Origin of the sequence: Tardiphaga sp. 20_F10_N6_6 (assembly GCF_052076045.1) — a bacterium.
GTDB classification, from domain to species: Bacteria; Pseudomonadota; Alphaproteobacteria; order Rhizobiales; family Xanthobacteraceae; genus Tardiphaga; species Tardiphaga robiniae.
Window position 1 is genome coordinate 3,152,054 of sequence record NZ_CP197239.1, and the last position, 16,334, is coordinate 3,168,387.

At 63.0% G+C, this 16,334-nt stretch carries 18 protein-coding genes; 10 read left to right on the top strand and 8 right to left on the bottom strand.

Features of this window, described 5'->3' with window-relative positions; genetic code table 11:
• The first annotated feature begins 75 nt into the window (after window positions 1–75).
• The 4 genes from AB7813_RS15240 to AB7813_RS15255 all read left to right on the top strand — a co-directional run bounded on the left by AB7813_RS15240 (window position 76) and on the right by AB7813_RS15255 (window position 3,829).
• A complete protein-coding gene (locus tag AB7813_RS15240) occupies window positions 76–618 on the top strand; it encodes a nucleoside 2-deoxyribosyltransferase (protein ID WP_439084111.1) in 543 nt (180 codons plus the stop codon).
• Window positions 619–620: 2 nt separating this feature from the next.
• Complete coding sequence (locus AB7813_RS15245) at window positions 621–1,376, top strand: TlyA family RNA methyltransferase (RefSeq protein ID WP_439084109.1); 756 nt, start codon at window positions 621–623, stop codon at window positions 1,374–1,376.
• Window positions 1,369–2,607 (top strand): class I SAM-dependent RNA methyltransferase, encoded by a 1,239-nt coding sequence (locus tag AB7813_RS15250; protein WP_439084107.1) that lies wholly within the window; start codon window positions 1,369–1,371, stop codon window positions 2,605–2,607. Before AB7813_RS15245 ends, AB7813_RS15250 begins: the two co-directional genes overlap by 8 nt.
• A 67-nt stretch (window positions 2,608–2,674) precedes the next feature.
• Window positions 2,675–3,829 (top strand): alpha/beta fold hydrolase, encoded by a 1,155-nt coding sequence (locus AB7813_RS15255; RefSeq protein ID WP_439084105.1) that lies wholly within the window; start codon window positions 2,675–2,677, stop codon window positions 3,827–3,829.
• A 14-nt stretch (window positions 3,830–3,843) separates the two neighbouring features.
• On the opposite strand, the gene AB7813_RS15260 is transcribed toward AB7813_RS15255, so the two are convergent.
• Window positions 3,844–5,601 (bottom strand): acyl-CoA dehydrogenase family protein, encoded by a 1,758-nt coding sequence (locus AB7813_RS15260; RefSeq protein ID WP_439084103.1) that lies wholly within the window; start codon window positions 5,599–5,601, stop codon window positions 3,844–3,846.
• A 91-nt stretch (window positions 5,602–5,692) separates the two neighbouring features.
• Here AB7813_RS15260 and AB7813_RS15265 point away from each other — a divergent pair, with 91 nt between their 5' ends.
• Window positions 5,693–6,394: an SDR family NAD(P)-dependent oxidoreductase gene (locus AB7813_RS15265; protein ID WP_439064961.1), complete on the top strand. Its 702-nt coding sequence runs from the start codon at window positions 5,693–5,695 to the stop codon at window positions 6,392–6,394.
• A gap of 21 nt (window positions 6,395–6,415) precedes the next feature.
• Window positions 6,416–7,249, top strand: coding sequence for an enoyl-CoA hydratase (locus tag AB7813_RS15270; RefSeq protein ID WP_439064962.1), 834 nt, complete (start codon window positions 6,416–6,418; stop codon window positions 7,247–7,249).
• 7 nt (window positions 7,250–7,256) lie between these two features.
• Here AB7813_RS15270 and AB7813_RS15275 read toward each other — a convergent pair whose 3' ends face one another.
• On the bottom strand, window positions 7,257–8,165 hold the full coding sequence (locus tag AB7813_RS15275) for a LysR family transcriptional regulator (protein WP_439064963.1): 909 nt from the start codon (window positions 8,163–8,165) through the stop codon (window positions 7,257–7,259).
• 118 nt (window positions 8,166–8,283) lie between these two features.
• Here AB7813_RS15275 and AB7813_RS15280 point away from each other — a divergent pair, with 118 nt between their 5' ends.
• Window positions 8,284–9,123, top strand: a complete 840-nt coding sequence (locus AB7813_RS15280; RefSeq protein ID WP_439064964.1) for an oxidoreductase — start codon at window positions 8,284–8,286, stop codon at window positions 9,121–9,123.
• A gap of 108 nt (window positions 9,124–9,231) precedes the next feature.
• Here the strand turns inward: AB7813_RS15280 and AB7813_RS15285 are convergent, their stop codons facing one another.
• Window positions 9,232–9,843, bottom strand: coding sequence for a GNAT family N-acetyltransferase (locus tag AB7813_RS15285; RefSeq protein WP_439064965.1), 612 nt, complete (start codon window positions 9,841–9,843; stop codon window positions 9,232–9,234).
• A 30-nt stretch (window positions 9,844–9,873) separates the two neighbouring features.
• Window positions 9,874–10,077 (bottom strand): DUF1127 domain-containing protein, encoded by a 204-nt coding sequence (locus tag AB7813_RS15290; protein ID WP_439064966.1) that lies wholly within the window; start codon window positions 10,075–10,077, stop codon window positions 9,874–9,876.
• 137 nt (window positions 10,078–10,214) lie between these two features.
• Here AB7813_RS15290 and AB7813_RS15295 point away from each other — a divergent pair, with 137 nt between their 5' ends.
• The 3 genes from AB7813_RS15295 to AB7813_RS15305 all read left to right on the top strand — a co-directional run bounded on the left by AB7813_RS15295 (window position 10,215) and on the right by AB7813_RS15305 (window position 12,672).
• Entirely contained in the window at window positions 10,215–11,129 is a 915-nt protein-coding gene (locus AB7813_RS15295) for a transcriptional regulator GcvA (protein ID WP_441228236.1), read from the top strand.
• 86 nt (window positions 11,130–11,215) lie between these two features.
• On the top strand, window positions 11,216–12,187 hold the full coding sequence (locus AB7813_RS15300) for an MBL fold metallo-hydrolase (RefSeq protein WP_439084099.1): 972 nt from the start codon (window positions 11,216–11,218) through the stop codon (window positions 12,185–12,187).
• Window positions 12,184–12,672 (top strand): CinA family protein, encoded by a 489-nt coding sequence (locus AB7813_RS15305; RefSeq protein ID WP_439084097.1) that lies wholly within the window; start codon window positions 12,184–12,186, stop codon window positions 12,670–12,672. Before AB7813_RS15300 ends, AB7813_RS15305 begins: the two co-directional genes overlap by 4 nt.
• A gap of 7 nt (window positions 12,673–12,679) precedes the next feature.
• Here AB7813_RS15305 and AB7813_RS15310 read toward each other — a convergent pair whose 3' ends face one another.
• From AB7813_RS15310 to AB7813_RS15325, 4 genes are read right to left on the bottom strand one after another with little or no spacing between them, the layout of a single operon-like run.
• Window positions 12,680–13,663 carry an ABC transporter ATP-binding protein gene (locus tag AB7813_RS15310; protein ID WP_093757055.1) on the bottom strand — a complete coding sequence of 328 codons (984 nt, stop codon included), beginning with the start codon at window positions 13,661–13,663 and terminating at the stop codon, window positions 12,680–12,682.
• Window positions 13,660–15,075 (bottom strand): amidase, encoded by a 1,416-nt coding sequence (locus tag AB7813_RS15315; RefSeq protein ID WP_439084095.1) that lies wholly within the window; start codon window positions 15,073–15,075, stop codon window positions 13,660–13,662. The genes AB7813_RS15310 and AB7813_RS15315 overlap by 4 nt, the downstream gene beginning before the upstream one ends.
• A complete protein-coding gene (locus AB7813_RS15320) occupies window positions 15,072–15,269 on the bottom strand; it encodes a hypothetical protein (RefSeq protein ID WP_439064972.1) in 198 nt (65 codons plus the stop codon). The genes AB7813_RS15315 and AB7813_RS15320 overlap by 4 nt, the downstream gene beginning before the upstream one ends.
• Before the next feature lies 1 nt (window position 15,270).
• Window positions 15,271–16,332 carry an ABC transporter ATP-binding protein gene (locus tag AB7813_RS15325; protein ID WP_439064973.1) on the bottom strand — a complete coding sequence of 354 codons (1,062 nt, stop codon included), beginning with the start codon at window positions 16,330–16,332 and terminating at the stop codon, window positions 15,271–15,273.
• Window positions 16,333–16,334: the final 2 nt, after the last annotated feature.

Below are 16,334 nucleotides of genomic sequence, written 5' to 3' on the forward strand. Positions count from 1 at the left end.
AACCGCCGGATTGCCTCGTTCTCGTCTGAATTGGCTCGTCAATGTCGGCGCGGCTCACCATGAGACGGGGACTTCATGAATATCTATCTCGCAGGCCCCGACGTGTTCCTACCCAATGCCGCCGAGATCGGCCGGCAGAAGGTCGCGCTCTGCAAGCGCTACGGCGCGCACGGGTTCTTCCCGCTCGATAACGCCATCGACATCAATGCCGGCGACGCTTCGCGCCAGATCTTCCACGGCAACGAAGCGATGATGAATCATTGCGACATTATCATCGCCAATCTCACGCCGTTCCGCGGTCCCAGCGCCGATGCCGGCACGGTGTTCGAGCTTGGCTATATGGCGGGCCACGGCAAGCTCTGCTTCGGCTATTGCAATGACCCCACGCTCTATATCGACCGTGTCCGCCGCATGACAGAGGTCACCGATCGGGACGGACATCTGGTGGATGCGGATGGGCTCACCGTTGAGAATTTCGGCCTCGCCGACAATCTGATGATGATCCATGCGCTCGATCTCTACGGCGCGCCCATGATCGTCCCCCGCGAAGCACCCGAAGATCTCTGGCAGGATCTAACGAGCTTCGAAGCCTGTTTGAAACTTGCTGCATCGTACTGACCATGACGAAATCTCAGAACACTGCTACCGCGCCGCGCAAACGCGCCGATACACTTCTCGTCGACCGCGGAATTTTCGAAAGCCGCGCGCGTGCGCAGGCCGCCATCGAAGCGGGGCTTGTGAAAGCCAACGGCAAAGCGGTCGCCAAAGCGTCAGAACCGCTGCTGCTCGACGCCGCGATCGAGGCTGAACCGGCGCATCCCTGGGTCTCGCGCGGCGGCGTCAAGCTAGCCGGCGCGCTCGAGCTATATCCGATCGAGATCGAGGACCACGTCTGCCTCGACGTCGGCGCCTCCACCGGCGGTTTTACCGAAGTGCTGCTCGCCAACGGCGCCAGCATGGTGTTCTCCATCGATGTCGGGCACAGCCAGCTTCATCCATCGCTGCACGGCCATCCGAAAATCATCTCGATGGAAGAAACGGATATCCGCAGCTATGAGAACAAGCGTCTGCCGGCCCGCCCGGATGTGGTTGTGATCGATGTCAGCTTCATCTCGCTCAAGGCGGTGCTGCCTGTCGCGCTGTCGCTCGCCGCGGCGCCGATGAGCCTGCTGGCGCTGATCAAGCCGCAATTCGAGGCCGACCGGAAGCAATCCAAGCGCGGCATCATCAAGAATGCTGCCGTGCATCAGGCCATCTGCGACGACATCACGGATTTTGCCAGGACACTCGGCTGCACCGATATCGAGGTCTTCCCGTCGTCGATCACAGGCGGCGATGGCAATATCGAGTTCTTCATGGGTGCCCGGCGTGGCTGAACACCTGACCATCGATCATGTCGGCCAGCGCGGCGACGGCGTCAGCCTCACCAGTGGCGCGTCGCTGTTCGTGCCCTACACGCTGGCGCATGAGATCGTCGAGACGGAACGCGACGACGAACATCCGGAGCGTCGACGATTGCTGCAGATCGACACCGCCAGCCCGGAACGAATTGATCCGTTCTGCACCTACTTCACGCGCTGCGGCGGCTGCGCCATCCAGCATTGGCAACCCGATCCCTATCAGGCCTGGAAGCGCCAGATCGTGATCGACACGCTGGCGCAGGCGAAGATCACTTGCCCGGTCGATCCGATCGTCGATGCCCATGGCGCCGGCCGCCGCCGCGTGACGTTGCATGCCCGGCGTGGCAGCGATGGCGGACTGCGTGTCGGCTTCGCGGCATCGGCAAGCCACGCCATCATCGCTATCGACGCGTGCCCGATTCTGGATCCCGCGCTGGATGGCGCGCTCGATGCCGCGCGCGCACTAGCCGAGGTGTTGAAGCCGGTCAGCAAGCCGCTGGACATTCAGGTGACAGCGGCCAGTAACGGACTCGATATCGACGTCCGCGGCACCGGGCCATTGCCGACCGCGATCATCACAGCGCTGTCGCGCATCGCTGAAGCGCACAAACTCGCGCGCCTCACACGGCATGGCGAACTCGTGCTGATGCGCGTGCCGCCGGTCGTCACGATGGGCAGCGCACAGGTCACATTACCACCCGGCTCGTTCCTGCAGGCCACCGCGGCCGGTGAAGAGACACTGGCAGCACTTGTGCTGCAGCTGTGCAAGGGCGCGAAGAACATCGCCGACCTGTTCTGCGGCATCGGTCCCTTTGCGCTGCGGTTGGCCACCAAGTCGAAGATTACAGCTTTCGATAGCGATGCAGGCGCCATCACCTCGCTGCAGCAGGCCATCAAGGACACCAAGGGCCTGAAGCCGATCAAAGCGGAGACGCGCGACCTGTTTCGCCGTCCGCTGGTGCCGCAGGAATTGCGCGACTTCGACGCTGTCGTGTTCGATCCGCCGCGCCAGGGTGCGCAGGCACAAGTCGAACGGCTCGCGGCAAGCAAGATCCCCGTCGTCGTCGCCGTGTCGTGCAACGTCCAGACCTTCGCACGCGATGCAAAGATCCTGATCGATGGCGGCTACAAGCTCGAAAGCGTCACACCCGTGGACCAGTTCCGGCATACACCGCATATCGAATTGGTGGCCCGCTTCAAACGCTAGTTGTCTTTTCACGGTGCTTGCGCTGGAGTGCGCCCACGCTGTCAGACAAGTGCAGCATGGAGGCGACGTGACACCCATCGAGTCCCACATTCTTCCGGCCGGAATTCGCTCGCGTTTTGTCGAGGGCATCAACGGTTTGCGTGTCCATGTGCTGGAGGCCGGCTTTGAAACCAAAGGCCGGCCCTGCATCCTGCTGGTGCACGGCTTTCCCGAGCTGGCCTTCAGCTGGCGCAAGGTCATGCCGCAGCTCGCCGCGGCCGGCTATCACGTGATTGCGCCGGACCAACGCGGCTATGGTCGTACCACCGGCTGGAGCGCAGACTATGATGGCGATCTGCGTCCCTTCAATCTGCTCAACCTCGTGCGCGATGCGGTCGGGCTGGTCGCAGCTTTCGGCTATCGCCATGTCGACGCCGTGGTCGGACACGACTACGGCAGCTCGGTTGCGGCCTGGTGCGCGCTGGTGCGACCGGATGTCTTCAGATCCGTTGTGCTGATGAGCGCGCCCTTTGCCGGGCCTCCGCCGCTGCCATTCGGCACCGCCGATCAGCCGGCACCGCCAAAGGCCGAAGATCCCGTGCATCGCGACCTCGCGGCACTGCCGCGGCCGCGTATCCACTATCAGTGGTACTACGCCACACGCGAAGCCAATGCTCACATGCAACACGCACCGCAAGGCGTGCATGATTTCCTGCGCGCCTATTATCATCACAAGAGTGCGGACTGGCCGGGCAACACGCCCACTCCATTGCAGGGCTGGACGGCGAATGAACTTGCGAAACTGCCGACCTATTATGTGATGGACCGCGACCAGACCATGGCCGAGACCGTCGCGGCAGAGATGCCGACGCCTGAACAGATCGCATCATGCAAATGGCTGCCGGACAATGAACTGGCCTTCTATGCCGGTGAATATGCCCGCACCGGCTTCCAGGGCGGATTGCAATGGTACCGCTGTAACACGACAGGCGCGTTCAATGCCGACTACGAGACCTTTGCCGGTCGCACCATCGACGTCCCTTCAGCTTTCATTTCGGGCAAGCAGGACTGGGGCATCTATCAGCGTCCCGGCGCCATCGAGACGATGCAAAACAGCGCCTGCACGAATATGCGCGCGGTGCACCTGATCGACGGCGCAGGCCATTGGGTGCAGCAGGAACAACCACAAGAGGTCGGCCGCTTGCTGCTCAAGTTCCTGAAAGATAACGGTCCGCGCTCATAGTCCCTGCGATCAGGTCAGGCCAGCATCAGCCGACTGGCCTCCTCCATGCTGACATCGCGCTCACCCAGCAGATGCGCGACGATCTGCTTCTGGGTTTCGCTTTCGATCACAGCAAACGGATCGGGCGCCATCAGGCGATGATCGATGACGAGGCGCGACAGCAGCAGGCGCCGGGCGTCGCCGCGCCGGGCGTGGATGCGGTGCGCCTCCCATGTGAGTGCCACGGCGCTGGCCACATGATACAGCGAACTCGTTGCGCGGCGGGCATCGCCCTCATTGTCCGAACGTGCAGCCACCTCACGGGCAAAGTCGATCGCCTTGTCTGTCAGACCGCGCAGGCGATCCCGCCATGCCTGCGGCACGCTTGGCGAGTCATCGAGCCGCGCATGCAAGTCGGCAGCAAGCGCAGCCTCCGCGCCATGCCGCCCAACCGCACGTGTCAGCGCATCGAGCGCGACGATATTACCGGTGCCTTCCCAGATCGAGCCGAGATGCGCATCGCGCAGCAGCCGCGCGGTGGCGAATTCCTCGATGTAACCGACACCGCCGCGCATCTCCATCGCGTCGCCGGAGACCTTGCGCGCGTCACGGGTAGCACGGAATTTCAGCGTCGGCGTCAGGATCCGCAGCAGTGCTGCAGCGTCCTGGCTGCCGGCCTCTGCACGGTCCAGCGCATCCGCGGTGAGGAAGCTCATCGACAACGCCTGCTCGGTCGCCAGCATGATCTTCATCAACTGCCGCCGCGCCAGCGGCATGTCGATAATGCGCTGGCCGAACACGACACGTCCACGCGCGACTGCCATCGCATCGTGCCAGGCGCGGCGCATCAGCGAGGTCGACTTCACGCCATTCGACAGGCGCGACGAATTCACCATCTCGGCCATCTGCACGAAGCCGCGATCGAGCTTGCCGACGGCATAAGCGATAGCGCCCTCAAGCTTGATCTCACCTGATGCCATCGACCGCGTGCCGAGCTTGTCCTTCAGGCGCACGATCCGGTAGTGATTGGGCGTGCCGTCATCGAGCGTCCGCGGCATCAGGAACAGGCCGACGCCCTTGGTGCCGCCGACCGCACCTTCCGGCCGCGCCAGCAGCATCACGACCTTCGCATCGGCATTGGAGCAGAACCACTTTTCTCCATACAGCCGCCAGTGATCGCCCTCCTGCACGGCCCGCGTCGTCAGCTTGCCGACGTCGGAGCCGCCTTCCTTCTCGGTCATGAACTGGCCGCCCTGGGTCAGCTTGCTCATGTCGGTCTGCGTCAGCCCGTCGAGATATTTCGCCTTGAGCGCATCGTCGCCGTAATTCGACAGCAGCTTCGCAGCACCGTCGGTGACATTGATCGGGCAGCCCATGCCGAACTCGGCCTGGTTGAACAGGAACGTAAAGGCGTGTTTGGCCGCCACCGGATAGGTCGAGGGCCAGCCCATAATGCCCTTGCGATGCGACAGCGCGTGAATGCCGAACTCGCCGAAGGCTGCGTTCTCCAGTTCGCGATAGGCCGGGTGATATTCGACCCACTGCACGTCCTGGCCGAACTTGTCGCGCTGATGCAGCACGGGTCCATGCTTGTCGGCCATCCGCCCGGCTTCATCGAGCGGCCCACCGACAAGACCGCCCAGCCGATCGAGATGCGGCTCGATATGGTTGAACAGATCCTCCGGCAGATGAATACGCAGCAAATCGGTCAGTGCCGGATCGGCCCGGTAGAAATTCATGCCGGACGTGTCGGGTGCGATCAGATTGGCGGCAATCTGGGCGTGGGCGTTCATGACGGCCTCTTGTGTTTGGCAGTTGCGTTTCCATCTTCATCATGCGCCTGCCGCGCCAGCGAATAAAGTGCCCCAGCCGGAGATTTGATCCATGGAAATTCCGCATTACGAAACCGCTTTGATCGTCGGCGTCGGTGGGGGCATCAGCGCATCGCTGGCGAGGCTGCTGTCCAAACAGGGCATCCGCGTCGCACTCGCCGCCCGCAATCCCGGCAAGCTGGATGCGCTGTGCCAGGAGACCGGCGCCAAGGCCTTTGCCTGCGACGCGACCCAGGCCGGAGATGTCGCCAAGCTGTTTGCAGATGTCGAACGCCAGATCGGCGCGCCCGATATCGTCGTCTACAACGCCAGCCAACGCGCCCGTGGGCCTTTCATCGAGCTCGCACCTCCCGATGTTGCACAATCCATCGCCGTTAGCGCCTTCGGCGGATTTCTGGTCGCGCAACAGGCATTGCAGCGCATGTTGCCCAACAAGCACGGCGCCATCCTGTTCACTGGTGCCTCCGCGAGTATCAAAGGCTTCGCACAATCGGCACCCTTCGCCATGGGCAAGTTCGCGTTGCGCGGAATGGCGCAGTCGTTGGCCCGCGAGTTTGCACCGCAAGGGATCCACATCGCCCACTTTGTCATCGATGGCGGCATTCGCAGTTCAGTCCGCGTTGAGCCAGCGGACAGGCCGGACTCGATGCTCGACCCCGATGCCATCGCCATGAATTACTGGAACGTGCTACAGCAGCCGCGCAGTGCCTGGAGTTCGGAGCTCGAAATCCGTCCATGGGTCGAAAAATTCTGACGCGAGAACGGGGCGAGATACATGAGTGAAGCCGTACAGGTCATCAACACCGGCACCGGTGAGCTGCTGTGCGAGATCCGCGAGCGCGTTGCCGTCATCACCCTGAACCGGCCGGAAGCGCGCAACTCGCTGTCGGACCATCTCACGCCTGCATTGCGCACAATGATCCGCACCTGCGGCGAAAACCCCGATGTCGGCGCGCTACTGATTACAGGCGCCGGCACGGCCTTCTGCTCCGGCGGGGACGTGAAGGGCATGGGCGCTCATCGCAAGCAGTCCACGCTCGATATGTCCTTCGACGAACGCGTTGCCGACCTGCAGGAGCGCCAGCGCCTGCTGACCGGTGCGCTGGTCGCCGTACGCAAGCCGACCATTGCCGCCCTGCCCGGCCCCGCTGCAGGCGCCGGCCTTGCCATAGCCATGGCCTGCGACATCCGCATCGCGGCGCAATCGGCTTTCGTTTCCACCGGCTATCTGCGCGTCGGCCTCAGCGGCGATTACGGCATCGCCTGGCTGCTGACGCGTCTTGTCGGCACGGCCCGCGCGCGCGAGCTGATGTTCACTGCCGACAAAGTCGAGGCAACCCGCGCCGAAGCCATCGGGCTGTTCAACCGCGTGGTGCCGGACGACAGGCTGCAGGACGAGGCTTTCGCACTGGCGCGCGGCATGGCGCAGGGGCCGACGCTGGCGTTGCGCTACATGAAGGACAATCTCGATGAGGCACTGGCCTTCGATTTTGCGACGGCGCGGGACCATGAGGCCGAGCGGCTGATCCGCACGACCATGACGGCAGATCACCGCGAGGCGGTGCAAGCCTTCATCGAGAAGCGCAAGCCGAACTTCAAAGGCAACTGATGCGCATCTAAACCTTCGACTTCACTAAAGCCGGCGTCTTGGCAAAATCGACAAAGGCCCGCAATGCCGCCGGCAGTTGTCGGCGGCTGGGATAATACATGAAGAAGCCGGGATAGGCCGGGCACCAATCAGCGAGGACCCGCACCAGCTTGCGCTTGGCGATCAACTCCTCGACCTGCCCTTCGAACACGTAAGCCAGTCCGGCTCCGTCCAGCGCAGCGTCCACCATCAGGTCCTGATCGTTCAAAGTGAGCGTGCCCGCGACATCGATCTCGACCTCGATGCCACCGCGCTCGAACTCCCAGCGATACAGCGCGCCACCCCAGAAGCGATAGCGGATACACGGCAGGTCTTTCAGCTCGTGCGGCGTCTGCGGCGGCTTGTGTTGCTTGAAGAAGCCGGGTGACGCAACGACCGCCGATCGCTGCCGCGGGCCGATCGGCACGGCAATCATGTCCGCCGCAACAGTTTCGCCGAAGCGGATGCCCGCATCGAAACCGGCCGAGACCATGTCGACAAGACCGTCATTCACGGCAATCTCGACATTGATCTCCGGATAGGCTTTCAGAAATCGCGTGACGATCGGCAGCAGCACGAGCTGTGCGGATTGCCGGGCGGCGTTGAAGCGCAACGTCCCCGCCGGCTTGCCGCGAAAATGGTTGAGGTCCTCCAGCGCATCATTGATGTCCTGAAACGCCGGACTGACCCGCGCGAACAACCGCTCGCCCGCCTCCGTCAGCGCGACGCTGCGGGTGGTGCGATTGACCAGCCGGACATCAAGACGCTCCTCGATGCCGCGCAAGGCGTGGCTCAGCGCGGAGGCGGATACGCCCAGCTCAATGGCGGCATTGCGAAAGCTGCGATGCCGGGCAATCGCCAGAAAGGTGGCGAGGTCGGCCGGGCCGATCAGGCTCATTGTTGAATCCGACTCATGAACACATGGAACAAATAGAGGATTATTTCAGTTCTGGCGAGCCGCTAGTTTCCTCCCATCAGCCCTGCACTAACGCGGGGCCAACACAGGAGAGACCACCATGCGTGTCTGGTTCATCACAGGAGCATCCCGCGGTTTCGGCGCCCTCATCGCGGCAGAAGCCTTGGCCCAGGGCGATGCCGTCGTGGCAACGGCCCGCGATCCCAATGCTGTCACTGCACGTCTCGGCACCCATGAGCGCCTGCTGGCGACGCGGCTCGATGTCACCAGCGAGACCGAGGCCCATGAGGCCGCAGGTCAGGCCGTGAAGAAATTCGGCCGCATCGATGTGCTGGTCAACAATGCCGGTTATGGCCTGCTCGGCGCGATCGAGGAAGCCAGTGCCAATGAAGTCGAACGCCTCTATGCCACCAACGTGTTCGGCCTGCTCGGCGTCACCCGTGCCGTGCTGCCGCATATGCGCCGGCAGGGCTCGGGTCACATTATGAACATTTCATCCGTCGGCGGATATGCCGGCTTCCCCGGCTGGGGCGTCTATGGCTCGACCAAGTTCGCGGTCGAAGGCATCAGTGAAGCACTGGCCGGCGAAGTCGCGCCGCTCGGCATCCATGTCACCGTGGTCGAACCCGGCTTCTTCCGCACCGACTTTCTGGACGATAACTCGCTGGTGCGTACCGCACTGGAGATCGGCGACTATCACGCCACCGTCGGCAAGACCCGCAACCACGCCGCCGACGTCAATCACGCGCAGCCCGGCGATCCCAGCAAGCTGGCGAAGGCCTTCATGCAGCTTGCAGCTGCCAAGACTCCTCCGATCCGTCTGCCGCTTGGCAGCGACACGGTTGCGCGGATTGAGAGCAAGCATGCTTTTGTCGAAAAGGAACTGGCTGCGTGGCGCGACGTGGCCACATCGACAGACTTCGCGAAAGGAACGGCATAGGCGCCGTCTTCAAGACACGCAGATGCGACGAAGAAATCCTGAGCTAGAGACGGATTGAATTGCTTCGTCGCATCATACCTTGCCTAAACGTGGCGAGCGTTGCCGCGCTTAGGCAAGTATCGGCTGCAGGGATTGCGCTGCGAGGCGCCAGACCGCACATGGGTTTGCGATTGACGCCGCATCGATCTGCTTTACGAAGCGCACCTGCTTCCAATCGCCCGGCGTCGGCGCGAATGTGAAGCCGGCCTTACGGGCCAGTGCGAGCATTGCCTCGTTTGAGCGCAATGTATCTCCGAAGAGCTGGTCGGCTCCGAGCGCAGCAGCACGGCATTCCAAATTGGACATGAGTGCCAGGCCGATGCCCTGCCCTTGCATGGAATCAGCTACGGACAGGCCCAGTTCGAAACGGGACGTCGCTTCATCGAACGCGTAGCGGGCCTCGCCGACAATGGTCTCCGAGCCATCGCGCGAGACCGTCGCGACGACCGAGAAACTGTCGGCCTCACCGACATGGATGAATTTGTCCAGCTGCCCCGCCGGCAATTCGCTGGCGGCGCCCATCAGGCGATTGTAGCGCGACCGCACCGACAGGCCGCGGAAATAGGCCTGTAACGCGTCCGCATCGTGAAGCTCGACAAACCGAACCGTCACCGCAGCGCCGCTGCGTGACAACACCACATCGGAATACTGACCGAGGTCATCGAGGTTGAGATGTTGCATGACAGTTGCTCCCGGACGATCGGACCGTCCTTACGCGCGCCAGAACGGCTTGCTGGCCTCGGCCATCACGTCGCCCACCGAAAGGCCGGCGTCGTGGATGTCACGCTCGCTCCAATGGGTCAGTTCGCGGCGTTGATGGGCGCGCTCCCGCCAGACGTGGAAAGTCTCGGCGATGGCCGCCACGCTGAGCGGAGCATGATGATTTGTCATCGATTCATGGGTGCAAGTAGACATTTTGCTCTCCTAAAGCTAAATTTACTTAGGAAATATCGGCTTCATTCTCACATTGCACAAACGACATTGTGCACCGCATCACATGAGACAAACTCATGGATGGGACGAAGGGTGAATCGCCAGGGGAGAGAGCACGGATGAGCACCCGGTTGCCGTCACTCAACGGGCTGCGCGCCTTCGAAGCCGCCGCACGCCATCTGAGCTTCACCAATGCGGCAAGCGAGCTGAACGTCACGCAGACGGCGATCAGCCATCAGATCAAGCGGCTGGAAGAAGAGCTTGGTCTCAAGCTGTTCATTCGGCAGAACCGCGCGCTCGCACTCACCCCGCAAGGACACGACTATCTGCCGGGCGTTCGCGCCGCCTTCAACGACCTGCGTCTTGCCACAGACCGGCTCAAGCGCCGCGACAATGACCACGTGCTGACGGTGAGCACGCTCGCATCGATGGCATCGAAATGGCTCCTGCCGCGCATCTCAGCGTTCCAGAAAGCCCATCCCGATATCGATGTGCGCATCACCACATCGACAAGCATGGTCGATCTCAAGAGTGGCGATGTCGATGCCGCGATCCGTTACGGTCGTGGCCAATGGCCTGGCCTCCGCGCCGACTGGCTGACGGCGGACGATCTGTTTCCGGTCTGCAGCCCGGCGCTTCGCACCGGAAAGAAGGCGCTGCTGAAGCCGCAGGATCTGGCTGGCTATACGCTGCTGCATTCGAGCGGCGGCTATGACGATGATTGGCGGCTCTGGCTCACCGCCGCCGGATTGCCGGCCGATATCTCGAAGCAGCCCGGCCTGACCTTCGACATGATCTTCATGACCCTGCAGGCGGCGATCGACGGCCTCGGCGTCGCCATCGGCCGCACCACCTATGTGGAGGGCGATCTCGCCAAGCGCCGGCTGGTGGTGCCCTTCGACATGCGCATGCCTGCCGATGCCGGCTTCTATCTGGTATCTCCCGAAGCGTCGTCGGATTCGCGGAAACTAAGGGCCTTTCGCGACTGGCTGCTCTCCCAGGTCCCGCCGGAACGTGACCGTTCTGGCCGCTGATCGGCATTGTCGACATCACGTGTTCGCGAGCAGATCGCCATCCGAAACATGCTAGAAGTCTGGCCTGTTTCGGAATGGAGCTTGCGATGAATCGGACGACACTGGCCGCGGTTTTCACCCTTCTGGCGCTGGCGCCTGCGCTCGCACAGCAGGCGTCCACACCGCCGGCAGCACCGCCGCCGCCCGACTTCTCAAAGGTCGAGATCAAGACCACGGATCTCGGTGACGGCGTCTACATGCTCGAAGGCCAAGGCGGCAACATGACGCTGGCCACGGCCAAATCGGGCGCCATCCTCGTCGACAGCCAGTTTGCCCCGCTGCACGACAAGATCAAGGCGGCCATCGCCGCGGTGACACCGCAGCCGGTCAAGTATCTCGTCAACACGCATTTCCACGGCGACCATACCGGCGGCAACGAGGCCTTTGCCAACGAAGGCGCAACCATCGTCGCCAACGTCAAGGTCAGAACCCGCCTGAAAAAAGGCACCACGAACTTCCTGACCGGTGCACAGAATCCGCCTACGCCGAAGGCGGCGCTGCCGACCAACACCTACACGCATCAGCTCAAGCTCAGCCTGCGCGGCCGCATCGCCGAACTGCGCCATCCCGACAACGCGCATACCGATGGCGACACCTATGTCTACTTCAAGAGCGCCAATGTCATTGCGACCGGTGATACATTCACCAATGGCCGCTATCCCAATATCGATGTTCTCAACGGCGGCAATATCAAGGGCATGATCGCCGCGACCGACGCCTATCTCAAACTGGCGACCGACACCACCAAGATCGTCCCCGGCCACGGCTCGCTCGCGAACAAAGCTGCGCTGGTCGACTATCGCACCATGCTGGTGACGGCGCGCGATCGCATGACCAAGCTGATCAAGGAGGGCAAGACCGAGGACGAGGTTCTGGCGGCCAAGCCATTCGCCGATCTCGACGCCAAATGGGCGCCGAATGAGACCACCAGCAAGAATTTCATTCGCGCTGTCTATGGATCACTGGCGAAGAAGCCGTGGATCAGGCCCTGGTCTAAACCTTGGGGGAAGAAGTCATGAGAGATCTCATCCCCCTCACCGAGAAGATCGCCATTGAGCTGATCGCGCGCAAGCAGACCATCGGCATAGCTGAATCCTCGACCGGCGGTTTGATCTCCGCTGCACTGCTCGCAGTGCCCGGCGCCTCCGCCTATTTCATCGGCGGCGGCGTGATCTATACGCGCGATGCGCGGCGTGTGCTGATGGATATTTCCGATGATGCGTTTCGGATACCGGGCATGCGCTCATCTTCAGAGCCCTACGCACAACTGCTGGCGACGCAGATCCGCACCCGCCTCGGCTGCGACTGGGGACTGTCGGAGACCGGCGCCACCGGCCCCTCCGGCAATCGTTATGGCGATGCCGCCGGCCATAGCTGCATGGCCGTCGCCGGCCCGCGAAACGAGGTCATGACACTGGAGACCGGCAGCAACGACCGCTCCGGCAACATGCACAGTTTCGCGCAGACGGCGCTGACGTTCCTGCTGAAGAATTTGGCGGGTTAGGACAGCGTCAGGCCGGCACTGCCGCTGCCGCCTGCTCCGCGAGAATACACCGCACCACACGATTATCGGCGAGTTCGACATTCGGCGGCGGCGCCTCGACGCAGCGCGGCTGGGCGAATTTGCAGCGCGGCGCGAAGGAGCAATTCACCGGCGGCTTGTCGAGCGACGGCGGCGTACCGGGAATGGTCTCAAGCCGTGCCCCGCGCTTGGCGCCGTGCACGGTGGAGGCCAGCAGCCCCTGCGGATAGGGATGCACGGCCGAGCGTACGATCTGGCTCAGCGTGCCCTGTTCGACGATCTGGCCCGCATACATCACCGCGACCCGGTCGCAGATCTCGATGGCCACGCCGATATCGTGCGTCACGAAGATGATCGACATGCCGAATTCGCGCTGCAGCTCGCGCAGCAGCAGCAGGATCTGGATCTGCACGGTGGCATCGAGCGCAGTGGTCGGCTCGTCCGCGAGCAGAATCTTGGGCTTGCAGGCCAGCGCCAGCGCGATCATTGCGCGCTGCCGCATGCCACCGGACATCTCGTGCGGATAGGCATCGAGGCGACGCTTGGCGGAGGGGATACGCACGACTTCGAGCATTTCGAGCGCGCGCTTCACGCCCTCGGCCTGGCTCTTGCCCTCGTGCCGCATCACGCTTTCAGCGATCTGCTGGCCGATCGTATAGACCGGGTCCAGCGCCAGCGCCGGCTCCTGGAAGATCATCGACACCGTCTGGCCACGAAACGCCGAAAGCTCGTCGTCATCGAGCGCCAGCACGTCCTTGCCGAGCACATTGACCGTGCCAGTGATCTGCGTGCGCTTCTTCGGCAGTAGCCGCATCAGCGCGCGCAAGGTGACGCTCTTGCCCGACCCGGACTCACCGAGCAGCCCGAGCACCTCGCCTTCGCCGAGCGTGAGGTTGAGATCGTTCACCGCATAGACGGTGCGTTCGCCGCCGAACCGGACGTTGAGATTGCGAACCTCGACGAGATTACTCATGCCAACTCCGGGCACTGTTTGTGGAAGTCCGTGGCGCGCTGGAAGGCCGCACCGATGGTCAGCAACGTCGCTTCATCGAACGGGCGACCGATCAGCTGCATGCCCACCGGAAGTTTCGACTTGGTGAAACCCGCCGGGATCGAGAGACCGGGCAGACCGAGATAGTTGATCGGGCGCGTGAAGCGCGTCAGGCGCTGGATCATCGCTTCGGCGCCAGAGCTGTTGCCGACATCGGTCTCCGCAATGGTCGGAGCCGCGCCGGGCGAGACGGGTGCCAGCACGGCGTCAGTACCGGTGACTGCAGCGAGATAGGCTGCAAGTGCCGGACCGCGCCAGCGCAGCGCCTCGATGTAGGAGACGCCGGTGATCGCCAGACCGTTCTGTAACCGCATCAGCACCTGCGCGCCGTAATCCTGCGGCCGCTCGATCATCCAGCGCTTATGCATCGCCGCGGCTTCCGTCGCGAGCACGAACTGGCAGGCCGCCGTGAGCTGGCCCTGATTGGGCAGATCGACCTCGACGATCTTGATGCCTTCATCCTTCAGCGTCGCGATGGTGTTCTGCAGAATGGCAGCCGTGTCGGCATCGAGATCGTCGACATAGAAGGCCTTGGGGATGCCGACCGTCATGCCTTTGGCGGAGGCGCGCGTCGCCGCCACGTAGTCCGGCACAGGGCGTGCGCTGGTGGTTGGATCGAGCGGATCGGCACCAGCCATCAGGCGGGTCAGCAGCGCACAATCCTCGACGGTGCGTGCCAGCGGACCGACGGTATCGAGCGATTGCGACAGCGGCATCGCGCCGGCGCGGCTGACCAGACCCACCGTCGTCTTCAAACCGGAGACGCCGCAGAAATGCGCTGGCAGACGGATCGATCCGCCGGTGTCGGAGCCCAGCGCTGCAAATGTGAGACGCGCTGCGACGGCCGAGCCCGAACCCGACGACGAACCACCCGTGACGTGATCGACATGCCACGGGTTATGCACGGCGCCGTAATGCACGTTGTGACCGAGCGGGCCATAAGCGAATTCGACCATCTGCAACGAACCGAGCCGCACCGTGCCGGCATCCTTCAGGCGCTGCAGCGATGTCGCCGTGGTAGTTGCAACCCAGTCGCGGCGAATATGCGAGCCGCAGGTCACGACATGTCCCTCGTCGTAATACATGTCCTTGTGCGCCAGCGGCACCCCATGCAGCACGCCGCGGCTTTGCCCCCTAGCGAGCGACGCATCGGCCGCGTCCGCCGCCTTCAGCGCTGCATCGGCCTCGATCGACATATAGGCGTTGAGGCTCGGCTGCGATTTCACGGCGCGATCGAGGCACGACTGCGTGGCTTCGCGCGACGAAATCTTCTTCGTGGCGATAGCGTCGGCGACTTCCGTCAGCGACAGCAATGCGGGTTCGGTGACGCTCATTTGGCAGCCTTGGTATTCTGGACAGCGAGGAAGGTCGCGGGTTCGAGATCGAACGGTAGGGTCCCGGACACAGCCGCGAATCCTTCGAACGCCGGGCCGATCGAATTGGCGATGCGCTCGGCAACCTCGTCGGATGCGGGAAGGCCGCTGACTTCGGTCAGCGCCTTGATCTGCTTGGCAGTCGGTTTGGTCATGTCAGTGCACTCCTGCGGCAGGTGCTTTGCTGTGTCCCGAACCCGGGATCGCCATGTAACAGGCAGCCTGATGGCCAGTCACCGTGATTTCAGTCAGTTTCGGCGTCGCCTCCCCGCACATCGCTTCGGCAAAGGGGCAGCGTGTGTGGAAACGACAACCGGACGGTGGATCGATCGGGTTCGGCGGATCTCCGGTGATCGGCGGCGTTTCCGTGCGCTTGTCAGGATCGGACGATGGCATCGCCGCGAGCAGCGCGCGGGTATAGGGATGCGCCGGCCCGTCCCAGACCTCGTCCACCGGCCCGAGTTCGACAACCTCACCGAGATACATCACCAGCACGCGGTCGGAGATATAGCGCACCACGTTGAGATCGTGGCTGATGAACAGATAGGTCAGGCCGAACTCGCGCTTGAGATCGACCAGCAGGTTGAGCACCTGCGCCTCGACCGACTTGTCGAGCGCCGAGACGGCCTCATCGAGAATGACAAGACGCGGCGACAGCGCGAGCGCACGCGCGATGTTGACACGCTGACGCTGGCCACCGGAGACCTCATGCGGATAGCGGTTGGCGAATGTCTCGGGCCGCAAGCCAACCTTGCCGAGCAGCTCGCGCGCCAGCAGTCGCGCGGCCTTGTCGGCCATGCCGTGCACCTTCGGTCCGAAGGCGATCGATTCCTCGATGGTCAGGCGCGGGTTGAGCGACGCATAGCTGTCCTGAAACACCATCTGCATGCCGCGGCGCAGCTCGCGCAGCGAAAGTTCGCGCCCGACGGTGCGGCCGTCATAGATGATATCGCCGGAATTGCGCGGCATCAGATGCATCAGCAGCCGCGCCGTGGTGGACTTGCCGCAACCGGACTCGCCGACGATGCCGACAGTCTCCCCCTTGGCGATGGCGAAGGACACATCGTCCACCGCGCGCACGGTCTTGCTCGGCGCGAACAGCCCGCCGCGTACCGGGAAATGCTTGGTCAGGCTGACCACCTGTAACAGCGGCTGCGCAACACCGCCAATATCTTCGAGCGGTTCCAGCTTGTCGATTTCTTCTACAATATCACTCATGC

Bases quoted from the DNA above. Each gene is read 5' to 3' on its own strand.
- AB7813_RS15240 (WP_439084111.1), top strand. From the start codon at position 76: ATGAATATCTATCTCGCAGGCCCCGACGTGTTCCTACCCAATGCCGCC.
- AB7813_RS15245 (WP_439084109.1), top strand. From the start codon at position 621: ATGACGAAATCTCAGAACACTGCTACCGCGCCGCGCAAACGCGCCGAT.
- AB7813_RS15260 (WP_439084103.1), bottom strand. From the start codon at position 5,601: ATGAACGCCCACGCCCAGATTGCCGCCAATCTGATCGCACCCGACACG.
- AB7813_RS15265 (WP_439064961.1), top strand. From the start codon at position 5,693: ATGGAAATTCCGCATTACGAAACCGCTTTGATCGTCGGCGTCGGTGGG.
- AB7813_RS15270 (WP_439064962.1), top strand. From the start codon at position 6,416: ATGAGTGAAGCCGTACAGGTCATCAACACCGGCACCGGTGAGCTGCTG.
- AB7813_RS15275 (WP_439064963.1), bottom strand. From the start codon at position 8,165: ATGAGCCTGATCGGCCCGGCCGACCTCGCCACCTTTCTGGCGATTGCC.
- AB7813_RS15280 (WP_439064964.1), top strand. From the start codon at position 8,284: ATGCGTGTCTGGTTCATCACAGGAGCATCCCGCGGTTTCGGCGCCCTC.
- AB7813_RS15285 (WP_439064965.1), bottom strand. From the start codon at position 9,843: ATGCAACATCTCAACCTCGATGACCTCGGTCAGTATTCCGATGTGGTG.
- AB7813_RS15290 (WP_439064966.1), bottom strand. From the start codon at position 10,077: ATGTCTACTTGCACCCATGAATCGATGACAAATCATCATGCTCCGCTC.
- AB7813_RS15295 (WP_441228236.1), top strand. From the start codon at position 10,215: ATGAGCACCCGGTTGCCGTCACTCAACGGGCTGCGCGCCTTCGAAGCC.
- AB7813_RS15300 (WP_439084099.1), top strand. From the start codon at position 11,216: ATGAATCGGACGACACTGGCCGCGGTTTTCACCCTTCTGGCGCTGGCG.
- AB7813_RS15305 (WP_439084097.1), top strand. From the start codon at position 12,184: ATGAGAGATCTCATCCCCCTCACCGAGAAGATCGCCATTGAGCTGATC.
- AB7813_RS15310 (WP_093757055.1), bottom strand. From the start codon at position 13,663: ATGAGTAATCTCGTCGAGGTTCGCAATCTCAACGTCCGGTTCGGCGGC.
- AB7813_RS15315 (WP_439084095.1), bottom strand. From the start codon at position 15,075: ATGAGCGTCACCGAACCCGCATTGCTGTCGCTGACGGAAGTCGCCGAC.
- AB7813_RS15320 (WP_439064972.1), bottom strand. From the start codon at position 15,269: ATGACCAAACCGACTGCCAAGCAGATCAAGGCGCTGACCGAAGTCAGC.
- AB7813_RS15325 (WP_439064973.1), bottom strand. From the start codon at position 16,332: ATGAGTGATATTGTAGAAGAAATCGACAAGCTGGAACCGCTCGAAGAT.